The organism is Streptococcus downii (genome assembly GCF_004353325.1).
Taxonomy (GTDB): Bacteria; Bacillota; Bacilli; order Lactobacillales; family Streptococcaceae; genus Streptococcus; species Streptococcus downii.
The window spans coordinates 144,437-157,200 of sequence record NZ_MZNX01000008.1 but is presented as its reverse complement, the minus strand read 5'-3'; the positions used below and the strand labels follow the sequence as shown (position 1 = coordinate 157,200).

At 43.0% G+C, this 12,764-nt stretch carries 14 protein-coding genes; 1 reads left to right on the top strand and 13 read right to left on the bottom strand.

All coding sequences use genetic code 11. The features are described from left to right. Positions 1 to 2: 2 nt before the first annotated feature. From E2R31_RS05130 to ybeY, 13 genes are all read right to left on the bottom strand, one after another. Entirely contained in the window at positions 3 to 959 is a 957-nt protein-coding gene (locus E2R31_RS05130) for a competence protein CoiA (protein WP_084946179.1), read from the bottom strand. Positions 960 to 1,035: 76 nt separating this feature from the next. After that, on the bottom strand, positions 1,036 to 2,184 hold the full coding sequence (locus tag E2R31_RS05125) for a PDDEXK family nuclease (protein ID WP_084946426.1): 1,149 nt from the start codon (positions 2,182 to 2,184) through the stop codon (positions 1,036 to 1,038). A gap of 176 nt (positions 2,185 to 2,360) precedes the next feature. Then, a complete protein-coding gene (gene tehB, locus E2R31_RS05120; protein ID WP_132973201.1) occupies positions 2,361 to 3,221 on the bottom strand; it encodes an SAM-dependent methyltransferase TehB in 861 nt (286 codons plus the stop codon). Positions 3,222 to 3,235: 14 nt separating this feature from the next. Next, positions 3,236 to 3,703, bottom strand: a complete 468-nt coding sequence (smpB, locus tag E2R31_RS05115) for an SsrA-binding protein SmpB (protein ID WP_132973199.1) — start codon at positions 3,701 to 3,703, stop codon at positions 3,236 to 3,238. Next, complete coding sequence (gene rnr / locus E2R31_RS05110; RefSeq protein WP_132973197.1) at positions 3,666 to 6,020, bottom strand: ribonuclease R; 2,355 nt, start codon at positions 6,018 to 6,020, stop codon at positions 3,666 to 3,668. The genes smpB and rnr overlap by 38 nt, the downstream gene beginning before the upstream one ends. 95 nt (positions 6,021 to 6,115) lie before the next feature. Continuing rightward, the gene (gene secG / locus E2R31_RS05105) at positions 6,116 to 6,349 is read right to left on the bottom strand and encodes a preprotein translocase subunit SecG (protein WP_000282517.1); all 234 of its coding nucleotides are present in this window, start codon (positions 6,347 to 6,349) and stop codon (positions 6,116 to 6,118) included. Positions 6,350 to 6,388: 39 nt separating this feature from the next. Then, on the bottom strand, positions 6,389 to 6,538 hold the full coding sequence (rpmG, locus tag E2R31_RS05100; RefSeq protein WP_007519517.1) for a 50S ribosomal protein L33: 150 nt from the start codon (positions 6,536 to 6,538) through the stop codon (positions 6,389 to 6,391). Beyond that, complete coding sequence (pmrA, locus tag E2R31_RS05095) at positions 6,538 to 7,737, bottom strand: multidrug efflux MFS transporter PmrA (protein ID WP_132973195.1); 1,200 nt, start codon at positions 7,735 to 7,737, stop codon at positions 6,538 to 6,540. The genes rpmG and pmrA overlap by 1 nt, the downstream gene beginning before the upstream one ends. Then, entirely contained in the window at positions 7,724 to 8,329 is a 606-nt protein-coding gene (gene coaE / locus E2R31_RS05090; RefSeq protein ID WP_132973193.1) for a dephospho-CoA kinase, read from the bottom strand. The genes pmrA and coaE overlap by 14 nt, the downstream gene beginning before the upstream one ends. After that, entirely contained in the window at positions 8,329 to 9,153 is an 825-nt protein-coding gene (gene mutM, locus E2R31_RS05085; protein WP_132973191.1) for a DNA-formamidopyrimidine glycosylase, read from the bottom strand. The genes coaE and mutM overlap by 1 nt, the downstream gene beginning before the upstream one ends. Before the next feature lie 48 nt (positions 9,154 to 9,201). After that, positions 9,202 to 10,101, bottom strand: a complete 900-nt coding sequence (era, locus tag E2R31_RS05080) for a GTPase Era (protein ID WP_132973190.1) — start codon at positions 10,099 to 10,101, stop codon at positions 9,202 to 9,204. A 16-nt stretch (positions 10,102 to 10,117) separates the two neighbouring features. After that, entirely contained in the window at positions 10,118 to 10,513 is a 396-nt protein-coding gene (locus E2R31_RS05075) for a diacylglycerol kinase family protein (RefSeq protein WP_132973189.1), read from the bottom strand. Beyond that, entirely contained in the window at positions 10,494 to 10,991 is a 498-nt protein-coding gene (gene ybeY, locus E2R31_RS05070; RefSeq protein WP_132973187.1) for an rRNA maturation RNase YbeY, read from the bottom strand. The genes E2R31_RS05075 and ybeY overlap by 20 nt, the downstream gene beginning before the upstream one ends. Positions 10,992 to 11,095: 104 nt before the next feature. On the opposite strand from ybeY, the gene pavA reads away from it, so the two are divergent. Further along, entirely contained in the window at positions 11,096 to 12,751 is a 1,656-nt protein-coding gene (gene pavA, locus E2R31_RS05065; RefSeq protein WP_132973185.1) for an Rqc2 family fibronectin-binding protein PavA, read from the top strand. Positions 12,752 to 12,764 lie beyond the last annotated feature (13 nt).

Sequence of the window (12,764 nt, the reverse complement as noted above, 5' to 3'; positions counted from 1 at the left end):
TTCTATTTTACCACATTTTTTGAGAAATATAAGTGATAAAAGGCTGGTGGATAGAGCTTTTGGCGATTATTTTTCGGATTTTTTTGATAGTAGGCCTGAAAATTTCTATAATAGCTAGTCAAATCCGTTTCAATCTGCAAAAAATCTCCTGATGCTATTGGTCTGACCTGGGGATACCAGTCGTCCAGTTGACGGTTTAATAGATTGTCCCCTTGATGATAGGCCTCCTCCTGCTTCTTCATCCAGTAGGGCGTTTGGTAGTACAACTGCTGGCGAATGTAGTGACAGATGGATGAATCTTGTAAAACTTCAAAACGAGGCAGTTTTTGTTTTTGATAAGGAAATCGTAGAATTTCCAAGAGATTTCCTTGGCCATAGGGAAATTCCTTGACCTGAAAATGAAGTTTGCCACGTAGGTCCTGATGCAGAAGATATTTGAGCCTCAAAACTTGTTTTTTGAGATCTAGTTCCCAAACATAGAAACCCATATTTTGACTAAAATAGAGAAATCCCCTTTGCAGTTGTGTTAATCGCTCTTTTAACCAGAGTTTTTCTCCCAGTAGCCAGATAACCTGATAGCCCTGGCTGCGGTATCCTTGACTTCTATCACCTAAAAGCTTTTGAGACAAGTGACTGCACTGAACTTCTAGTGCTAGTTTCCCATTGACGAGAACATCCGCAACCTGCTGAATCTCGGGCAGACTATATTCCAAGGCGACCTGACTGTCCTTCTTGGCCCAGTGATAAAGGGCCTCTTTGTTGCCCATGTGTTCTGGACTTTCATTCTCGAAAATAGCGATGCAATCCCTTAACCTTTCATGGGCAAAGTGCGTTCGAATACTCTGTCCTTGGCGTAATCGTAGTCCGCCCCTACAAGCAGGGCAAGTATAAGCTTGCTTGGTCACATCTTTTTCGAGGGCATTCACCAAATTCCCCTTGGCATCTCTAGCTACAAACATGGTCTACCTCCTTTTCTCATTTATTCGAAAAAGAAGCAAAAAAGACTGGAATTCCAGCCTTTCATAATACTATTTCTTATCTTTTTTGTCTCTTAGAGTATTTTTTTAGCATAGGAATGAGATTGGGAATCTGCTCGCTTCTAATGACCAGCACGCCGTATTCTTGACAGCGATTGGCATAAACGGGATTGATTTTTCCCGTACAGACAATTAACTTGAGGCAACTCTCTCCAGCAAAATGATTGGCATAGACTTCTAGTTCATTGATGGCTTCAACTGATAAATCTGTCATTTTGCAAGAGATAAAGGTAATCGATCGTCCCTTTCTCAGAATGACATCAATCTCATTTTGAACATTGTCCGCCTCTGGAAAGATGCCATTCCAATCAATCTCACCACCTATCATGCACTCATCAAACAGCTGAGATTCCAGCGCCAAGAGATAGAGATATACCTCTAAAATATGTCCCTTGTTGCGGCAAAAGACTTGAGCTTCTTGACTTGGAAAGCTGTATGCTACTCGTTTCTTGTCTTCGCTTTCAATACAAAGCATCCCCGCTTCCACTAGTAAGGGGATAAGGGATTCTGGATAGTGATAATACTTGCCGTTGTTTTCCAGTATCTTTTCAGTTTCAGCATGAAGGTCATTGGTCTTTGCTAGAGAGAAAAATTGGGTCACTTGGTACCAGTGGGTGGGATTGGAAATGGCAGAGCTGGCTAATTTTTTGATGGCAGCAATTTGCTCAACTGAGTGGATAGGGCGTTTTGATTTGAGCATTTTTCCACCACGCAAGGCTATCAACTGTTGGATGCTTAGGGTAGGAATGTCCAAATCTTCTTTTTCCAACTGACCAGCTACCCACTTGTATTGTTTTCCCCGCTCGACATCCATCGCCACGATGGGGAGCTGCCGATCCAATCCATACTGATAGAGAGATAAGGCTAGTAGAGAATCTCCGCCAAAAACATCGAGAAGGACTTGGTCGTAACCTGCTAGGCAATAATCTAATTGGTCCGCTAGTTGTTCTAAGGATAGCTGAAGAAAGGTCACTCGTTGGATATGGGGGACTTCATCCAGGATAAAATGACGGAGAGAGAGTTTCTCTTCATTGCTTATTTTCGTCAAAGATAGAAAAAGAATCTCGTCACAATCACTGACAAAGGCTTGGTAGACATTCTTTTCCAATACATGCCGATCATACAGTTCCACCAAAAGACTCGTCATTGGACCACCTCCATCATCTACAACATCTTGCGCTGAGAGCGACAGCAATACAGTTCTACTGCTCATTTTTCCTACTTCTAGTATAGCATAAAATCCTGCTTGCCCCAATCACCTAACGCAAACAAAAAGAATAGAAACCTTGCAAAGTGGTTTCTATTCGCTGGGTTAAGTTTGATTTACTTGATTTTCTTAGCTAGCATGGTCGCAAAGCGTAGTTGAATACGATTGCCATTCTCATCGCGACGGTGCAGATGGCCTGGATTTTCATTATATTTGACCAATTCCCAATCCTTGTAGTAGTAAGCCAATTCCCCTTCTTTAAAGGTGAATGGGAAGTTGACTGAGCAAGGATAATCCTCCGTATCCATGGCACAGACGATAAGATTGTAACCACCGACTGTGGTGTGCTCCTGCATATTCTGGATAATAGCTGGAATGCGGTCCGCTTGTAGGAACATCAGAACAACTGTTGAAACGATAAAATCATAGGCTTGCCCAATGCTAGCTGAATTGATATCGTAAAGACCGACAGGCATGTCTAGATCCTCTTGCTCCACAATGCTTTGCAAGATTTCAAGGGATAGCTCATTTTGATCCACAGCTGTCACATCAAAACCATTCTGCGCAAGAAAGAGAGAGTTACGGCCTTGACCACAACCCAAATCCAAGGCTCTTCCTGGTTTTACCGTTTGCATGGCCTCTAAGACTTCCGAATGAACAGGATTGGTATTGTATTTCTTAGGGAAATAATCCTCAGGTTTACAATAAAATTCCAAGTACCATTCTACATCGTCTGTTGCGGCCTCTACTCGGTGCCAGGCTTGCGGTTGCGCCATAGGGTTGTCTGCACCTGCCTCAAAGAGGTGTTCAGCTAGAAGTTCGCCATCTTCGGTTAATTCAATAAACTTGAGTGCCCCCTTCAAGACAGTAATTTTTCCCCAAGTCCCGACCTTGGTATTGTGTTTCTGCTGGACAATTTCTGGCATGGTCTGTTTATTCCATAAGGGCATTCGTTTATAGGCAATTAATTTTTCCATTATTATTCCTCTTCTTATCGCTGGTTCACAGCTTTCATCACACGCGCGATGTCGCGGTTTTGTTCACGTCGCTTGATCGACTCCCGTTTGTCATAGTCATGTTTCCCTTTAGCAAGTCCTAAAAGGAGTTTAGCATAACCATCTTTGAGATAGACTTTGAGGGGAACAAGAGTCATCCCTGTCCCTTTGGTCTCTTGTTCCAATTTTTGAATTTGCTTCTTATGGAGCAGGAGTTTACGACGGCGTTCAGGTTCCTGGTTCCAGATATTGCCCTCTTCGTAAGGAGCGATATGAACATTGCTCAGCCAGACTTCTCCATTTTTTACTTGGGCAAAGCCGTCTTTGAGATTGATTCGAGCAGCTCGAACGCTCTTGATTTCAGTTCCTGTCAGGACCATTCCTGCCTCTAGCGTATCTACGATTGTATAGTCGTGGTGCGCCTTTTTATTTTGTGCGACGACCTTTCCCTCGCCCTTTGTCATGCTTGGCTCCTTTCTTAGCTACTTCTTTGTAAAAAGGTTTCTTGCCTTTTTTCTTCTTGTCTTTTTGTGAATGCTTGTGCTTATCATTTGAGCGTCCTGATTTTCTCTTGTCTTCCTTCTTGTCTGAACGACGACTTGAACCACGTCCTCTGTCTTTGCGCCCAGCTTGTTTCAAGCCTTTTTCGATGACATCAAACTCACTTGGAATATAAGAGAAGTCAATTTCGCCCGTCATCTTATCCGCTCTTTCAACCCGAATGCGAATCTGCTGCCCTACACGGAAGGTTGTGCCTGATTTCTCCCCACGGAGAGTCAAGTCACGCTCGTTGAAATGATAAAATTCAGGCAAATTGGTGATGTGAATCAAGCCTTCGACTGTATTTGGCAATTCGACAAAGAGACCGAACTTGACAATACTGGATACAACCGCATCATACTCTTCGCCCACGTATTCTTCCATGTACTCAGCCTTTTTCATGGCTTCGACTTCACGCTCTGCCTCAATAGCACGACGCTCACGATTGGAAGACTGGGTTGCAATCTCTGGAATCACTTGTTCAAAATGCTCGGCTATTTCCTTAGAACGACCATAGTCCCGAATCATGCGGTGGACTAGAAGGTCTGGATAACGGCGAATCGGGCTGGTAAAGTGAGTGTAATAGTCAGCTGCTAGTCCATAGTGACCGTGATTGTGCTCCGAATAGCGAGCCTGTTGCATGGAGCGAAGAAGCATCATTGACAATACATCCGCATAGGGTTCTCCCTCAACAGCACGCATGATGTCTTGAAGCGCCTCCTGACTCATCTCACTGGCAGTCCCATAAATCCGCAAACCAAAGCTCGAAGCATAATCAATAAACTTCTGAACTTTTTCAGCCTTGGGCTCCTCGTGGATACGATAGATGAAAGGTAGATCCAGCTTGCTAAAGTGCTCGGCAACCGTTTCATTAGCAATCAACATGAAGGATTCAATCATCCGCTCAGCAACACCACGCTGACGAAGAACGATATCCACAGGCTTACCTTTTTTATCCACTAGAATCTTTGCTTCACTGGTATCAAAATTAAGGGCACCACGTTTCTCACGCATGCTTTCTAGCCTTTCATGAAGCTTGGCCATGAGTTCGATACTGGGAACAATTTTCTTAAACTCTTGTCTCTTTTCCTCGTCGCCAGCTAGGATATCATTAACAGCGCTATAGGTCATACGAAAACTAGTCTTGATAACCGTTTGTGTGATGGTGTAGTTGACTACACGACCATGTTTATCAATCTCCATAATAGCAGACTGGGTCAAGCGATCTACTTGAGGATTGAGAGAGCAGATGCCATTTGACAAACGCTCTGGAAGCATTGGGACCACACGGTCTGTCACGTAGACAGAAGTTGCGCGGTTAAGGGCTTCCTTGTCAAGGGCAGAGCCCTCGGTCACATAGTAGGAAACATCTGCAATGTGAACCCCAAGCTCCAGATTGCCATTTTTCAAGGCCTTGATGTGCACCGCATCGTCCAAGTCCTTGGCATCCGCACCATCAATGGTAAAGGTAATTTCATCTCTTAAATCCAGACGCCCTTCCATATCCTTCTCTGACGGAGCATCTGGCACACTTTCAGCTTCCTTAAGAACAGCTTCTGGAAATTCTGAGACAATATCCATGGATTCCAAGACTTCAAGAACGTCAATCCCAGCATCAGTCGAGTGTCCCACCACGTCCAGCACACTAGCGACAAAGAAATCATGTTTCTTACTTGGGTATTTGTCGATAAAGACCTTTAGAACTTCTGTTCCTTCAAGTTTGAGGGCTGGTTTCTTCACATAAATAGGTTGGCTGATTTTCTGATTTTTGGAACGTATGTAACCCGCATACTTGGGCTTTTCCTGATCCAGAACGATTTGGCCGACAACTGTCGTCAGACTATGCTCTAGGATATCGATAATCTTGGCTTCTGCTGCAGTTCCCTTGTTGCGGTCAGCGACTTTCTTGATGACCACCTCAACGGTATCGCCATCAATAGCATAGTTGACATCGTTTTTTCCTACAAAAAGGTCGTCCTCTTCGCCTTCCAGACTGACAAAGCCAAAGCCATTTTTATGGGCATGAAAAACCCCTTTGAGGGTGATTTCATGTTTCTTCTTCTGGTCTAAGGTAAGGCTTCCATCTTCTCCAAATCGAATCTGGTGCTTTCTTTCCATCAGAGACAGGGTTTTAATCAACTCACGGAAATCCTTAGATCCATCTTTTCCGAGAGCCTGAGCTAGGTCATTGACCGTCACTCGCCCCTTCTCTTCTAAATATTCTTTAATTTTATCTTTCATGTTTTCTTTCTAGATTTTTATAATTTCTTTTGATTGATAACTTTAGAAGTGTCATTAAAAATAAAAATAGGCTAAGACCTAGTCTCGCCCATTTCTTATCTACTTGATAATACCGTCAATGCTAAGGCAATGGCTAGCCAGAAAAAGACTAAAATACCTGTCAAACGTTGCATCACAGCTTCAAAACCACGCGCTTTACTACGTTCAAACAAATCACCCGAGCTGGCATCAAATACATTGCTGGATTGGTTTTTAGTTGGTTGCATGAAAATCGCAATCACAATCACAACAGATAATACTAATAAAATGGTTAATAATAGGTTGTACATATCAAACTCCTTAAAATCCCTATTATTTTACCATAAATTCTACTTAGATTCAAGATGTAGGGTTACTTTTCTTTCCTTGGGACAATACTTTAAAACTTCTATCTTGTCTGGATGAGTTTTGGAGTTCTTGCTGGTTAGATAATTCATGCTACCACAAGAGGAGCATTTGAGATTGATTTTTACTCGCACTAGATTTCCTTTACTTTTAATAACGATCTAAATTGAACTAAGTTAAATAAACAACTGAAAGCTACACAAGCTGCTGTCGCATAAAAAACAGAGTGGTAGCCGAATTGCCCTGCTACTGCTGAACCAGTCATGGGACCAACAACACCCCCAAGGTAGAAAAAGACTTGGTTAAAGGCAAAAATTCTTGAAATACCTGATTTTGGAGTCATTTTGCTGAGAAGAGCATTGACCCCCGGTATCAGAGCACCCGTTCCCAAACCAAAGAGAAAACGATACAAGCCAAGTTGAATGGGGCTGGTTGCATGGGCACAAAGAAGGTAAATGATGACTGAATAAATCTGCGCTGCAACTAAAAGTCTATGATTTCCTACCTTATCGCCAAGTTTTCCTAGAACTCCAGCACTCATCATGCTAGAAAATCCCATGCTGGATACAATCAATCCTGATACAAAGAGGAGATTTTCAGTCTGCCCCAAATCTCGCACATAGAGAGCTAGAATGGGGCCAATTGATTGAGCTGAAAATTGAATGACAAAGGTAGTCAAAAATAGGTTCACTAAAAGCCTAGGGTACTTGAAAGAAGAAAATAATTCTTTCGTTGGGATAGCCTTCTCCTTAGCTACTGGTTGAAAATCTTCCTTGATAAAGAAAATGGTTAGGATTGCAGCTAAAAATAGGAAAGCACCCACCAATAAAAAGACATTCCGAATACCAAAAATTTCAGCAATCAAACCACCAACAAAGGGGCCGGTTAGGGTTCCAGCTACTACTCCAGTTGATAAAGTCCCCAAAGCATAGCCAGACTTATCCTTGGGGACTTGACTGGCTATTAAAGCTGTCGCATTTGGTACGAAACCTGTAAATACGCCATTTAGTAATCTAAGAATGATTAACCAATAGATATTTGGAACAAAGGCCAAGCCTCCCATGGTGATGGTCATAGCAAGCCCAGCTCGAATCATCATGGGTTTACGACCGTACTTGTCAGCAAGAATACCCCAGATAGGAGAAATCAAAGCTGCTGAAACAGCCGAAACTGAGATGGCTAATCCAGCATAGAAAGCAACTTGGTCACTCTCGATTCCCAACTGCTCTACAAAGATAGGCATAAAAGGGACGACCAAGGAAATACTGGCTCCCGTTAGAAAACTACCGAACCAGGCGACACGAAGATTCTCTTTCCAACTAATCTCTTGCACAGCTATCGCCTCCTTCAAGTAACTTCACTACTTGAGCCACAAGCTGATCACGACTGTCATTATTATCTAATATATGACTCGCCAATTTTTTCTTTTCTTCTAAAGACCATTGGGATGCCAGACGCGACTCTGCTACTTCCTTAGAAAGATGATCTCGTTTCATGAAACGTTCTACTTGGATATCACGATCCACGTAGACCAGCCACGTTTCATCAAACCAAGCACTGTAGTCCTGTTCAAAAAGCAGGGGAATATCCATGAAAAACATCGCTTCTGTCTGAACCAACTGGTCTCTTAAAGCAGCCAATTCCTCACGAATAATCTCCCCTTGGGTTTGCTTAGACCATTCTTGCTCCTCAGGATTTGAAAAGATGAGACTAGCTAGGAGAGGGCGATTGAGTTCTCCATTTTCTAAGAGAATTTCCTTCCCAAAGTGCTGAACTAAGAGCTGATAAAGACGACCACCAGGTCTTTGTAACTGGTGGACAAGTTGGTCAGCGTCGACCACTTGAAAGCCTTTCTCTCTTAGGAAATTTGTCACAGTTGACTTCCCAGAGGCAATTCCTCCTGTGATTCCAATGATTTTTCCCATCAGCCCCTCCTTTGACACTGAGGACAAAAATGAGTTCCTCGTCCACCGAGCTGGATTTTCTCAATTAGAGTTCCACAGCGTGAACACTCTTGACCAGCCTTATCATAAATTTGATGAAAATCCTGCATGGTTCCATCTTCCCCAAAGGCATTGGTATAGGTTCGGATGGTCGAGCCGCCCTTTTCAACAGCCTGTCCCAAAACAGCAATGGTCTGGTCATGAATAGCTAACGCTTCTTCTGCCGTCAAAGTCTGGGAAGGTCTAGTTGGGTGAACCTGAGCTCGCCAGAGAACCTCATCTACATAGATATTACCCAGACCAGCTACCAAGGTTTGGTCTAGGAGATGGGATTTGATAGGCTTTTTAGACTTGGCTAGAGCAGTTTGAAAAGCTTGCAAATCAAAGTCTTCTTCGCTTGGTTCAGGCCCTAGTTTTTTAGAAATAAAGTAGGCTTCCAAAAGGTCTGGCGCCAAGAGTTCCATAGTACCAAACTTGCGTACATCCTCATAAACAAGCGTTCCACCGTCCTCAAACTGGAAGAAAACATGGGCATGCTTGCGTTCAGGAACCTGATCTGGATAGTAAAAATACTTTCCTTCCATCCGCAGATGGGAAATCAAGACCTTGTCTGTTAGATAAAAAAGCAAATATTTTCCACGACGTCCCATTGACGCGATAATCTGACCAGGCAATTCCTTCTGAAACTCTTCCAAATCCGTCTTAATCATCTTGGGATAACGAATTTCTATACTCGAAATCTTCTTTCCCAAAATCAATTTTTCTAAGCCACGACGAACCGTTTCAACCTCTGGTAATTCAGGCATAGTTCCTCCTTCTGTAAAAACAAGAAGCAGGCATGAGCCCACCTCTACTTAGTATTCTTTTTTATTATAGCCAAAGTCAGCCAAATCTAGCTTTTTATCACGCCAGTTTTTCTTGACCTTGACCCAAGTTTCTAGGAAAACCTTATCCCCTAGCATGAGTTCGATATCACGACGGGCCATGGTCCCAATTTTCTTAAGCATGACGCCACCTTTACCGATGATGATACCTTTTTGACTATCACGCTCGACCATGATGGTTGCACGGATATGAACCTTGTCTGTCTCTTCATCACGCTTCATGGAGTCAACTACCACTGCAACTGAGTGAGGAATCTCTTCTCGAGTTAGGTGCAAGACTTTCTCACGAATCATTTCTGAAACCAAGAAACGCTCAGGATGATCTGTGATTTGGTCAGCTGGGAAATACTGGAAACCTTCCTCAAGATTTTCACTAAGGATGTCAATTAGACGAGAAACGTTATTTCCCTGAAGGGCTGAGATAGGCACAATCTCCTTAAAGTCCATTTGATTACGGAAGTCATCAATCTGAGCCAGAAGTTGGTCTGGATGGACCTTGTCAATCTTATTGACCACCAGAATCACAGGAACCTTGGCAGCCTTCAGACGCTCGATGATCATGTCATCCCCCTTGCCACGTGGCTCATCAGCTGGCACCATGAAAAGGACAGTATCCACTTCACGAAGGGTACTATAGGCAGATTCCACCATGAAATCTCCAAGAGCTGTCTTAGGCTTGTGAATTCCTGGCGTGTCGATAAAGACGATTTGCTCCTTATCCGTGGTGTAAATCCCCATGATTTTATTGCGCGTTGTTTGCGCCTTGTCACTCATGATAGCAATCTTTTGCCCCATAACGTGATTTAAAAAGGTTGACTTCCCAACATTGGGACGTCCTAAAATGGCTACAAAGCCTGATTTAAATGTCATAATTTCCTCTTATTGTTTAAAATAGTAAATCCCAAATGCGTGGGAGAAAGATAAGTGCACCTGTCACTGCGGCAAGAAGGGAAACCACAAGCACGGCACCTGCTGCCATGTCCTTGGCTTTCTTTGCCAACATAGAAAAGTGATAGTGACTGGCTAGATCCACCACATTTTCAATAGCAGAGTTCATAATTTCAAACGCTACTACTAAGAAAATGCTCATTAGGAGAAAGAGCCATTCGATTCGTGACACCTGAAAAGCAAAACCTGCAAGGATGACTACTAGAGCCGTCACTGCATGTTTTCGCATATTGCGTTCTTCCTTGATAGCAGTCAAAATCCCTGTGATGGCAAATTCTAAACTGGATACCAGGTCACGATTTTTCCATTTTCGTTTATTGTCTTGTGAGTCCATAGGCTGTTAAAATTTCTTCTTGTAAACCGAACATCTCCGCTTCTTCTTCCGGAGTGTAGTGATCGTAGCCGTTGATATGTAAAAAGCCGTGTACTGCCAAGAAGCCCATCTCACGCTCAAAGCTGTGACCGTATTCCTCAGCCTGCTCATGCGCTTTATCGATAGAGATGAAAAGTTCCCCAATATAGGCATCGAACTCAGACATCATTTCTGCTAATTCAGGGTTTTCAAGCAAATCTTCCTCGTCAAAAGTAATGTCCAATTCCGGTTTATATTCAAGGCTGATGACATCTGTCGGGCGATCTGTATCACGGTACTCGAGGTTGAGTTCGTGACTACGCTCATTGGTCACAAAAGTAACTGCCATCTCCTTGTCTTCTTTTCCTATTTTTTGGGCTGCAAATTCCAAAATTTCTTGGGTTTGGTGCAAGATTTCTTGTGAAACTTGACCAGTTTCATCTACCATTTCAATATACATGTGCTTCTCGATTCTCTTTACTTGGCTTTATTATACCATATTTCCATGATTTTATTCTACCTTTTTGATATAATACTATGGAATACAATCACAAGGAGAGAACGATGTCATTTGACGGATTTTTTTTACACCACATGATTGAGGAATTGCGAAGAGAGTTAGTCAATGGTCGCATCCAGAAAATCAATCAACCTTTTGAACAAGAATTGGTCTTGCAAATCCGCAGCAATCGCCAAAGCCATCGCCTGCTCCTCTCTGCTCATCCCGTTTTTGGACGCATTCAGCTAACCCAAACGACCTTTGAAAATCCAGCCCAACCTTCTACCTTTATCATGGTTTTGAGGAAGTATTTGCAGGGTGCCCTGATTGAGTCGATTGAGCAAGTGGAAAATGACCGTATTGTGGAAATCACGGTTTCCAATAAAAACGAAATTGGAGATCATATCCAAGCTACCTTGATTATCGAGATCATGGGCAAACACAGCAATATTCTCCTTGTCGATAAAAGTAGCCATAAAATCCTCGAAGTCATCAAACACGTCGGCTTTTCACAAAATAGCTACCGTACCTTACTTCCAGGTTCGACCTATATCGCTCCGCCAAGTACCGAATCCCGCAACCCTTTTACTATCCAGGATGAAAAACTTTTTGAAATCTTGCAAACACAGGAACTAACAGCAAAAAATCTTCAAAGTCTCTTTCAAGGTCTGGGACGTGATACGGCAAATGAATTGGAAAACATTCTTGTCAGTGATAAACTGTCTACTTTCCGAAACTTCTTCGGGCAAGAAACCAAGCCTTTCCTAACGGAGACTTCTTTCAGCCCAGTTCCTTTTGCAAATCAGGTGGGAGAGCCTTTTACCAGTCTTTCTGACTTGCTGGACACCTACTATAAGGACAAGGCTGAACGGGATCGCGTCAAACAGCAAGCCAGTGAACTGATTCGTCGTGTTGAAAATGAACTTCAGAAAAATCGACATAAACTTAAAAAACAAGAAAAAGAGTTACTGGCGACAGACAATGCTGAGGAATTTCGTCAAAAGGGCGAGTTGCTGACAACCTTCCTCCACCAAGTGCCGAATGACCAAGATCAGGTTACCTTGGACAACTACTACACTAATCAGCCTATCATCATTGCGCTTGACAAGGCCTTGACTCCCAGCCAGAATGCTCAACGCTATTTTAAACGTTACCAGAAACTCAAAGAAGCTGTCAAATACCTGACTGAGCTAATCGAAGAAACCAAGGCTACCATTCTCTATCTAGAAAGCGTGGAAACCGTCCTCAACCAAGCTGGACTGGAGGAAATCGCTGAAATCCGTGAAGAATTGATCCAAACTGGCTTCATTAGAAGACGCCAACGTGAAAAAATCCAGAAACGCAAAAAACCAGAACAGTATCTGGCGAGCGATGGCAAAACCATCATTTATGTCGGTCGTAACAACTTGCAAAATGAAGAGCTAACCTTTAAAATGGCTCGCAAGGAAGAACTTTGGTTCCACGCAAAGGGCATTCCAGGAAGCCACGTCGTTATCTCAGGAAATCTTGCCCCATCTGATGAAGTTAAAACAGATGCGGCCGAACTAGCTGCCTACTTCTCCAAAGGGCGCTTGTCAAATCTAGTTCAGGTAGATATGATTGAAGTGAAAAAACTCAACAAACCAACTGGTGGAAAACCTGGCTTTGTAACCTATACAGGACAAAAGACCCTCCGTGTCACACCAGACCCAGAAAAAATCGCATCTATGAAAAAATCCTGATTTCAAGTGAAAT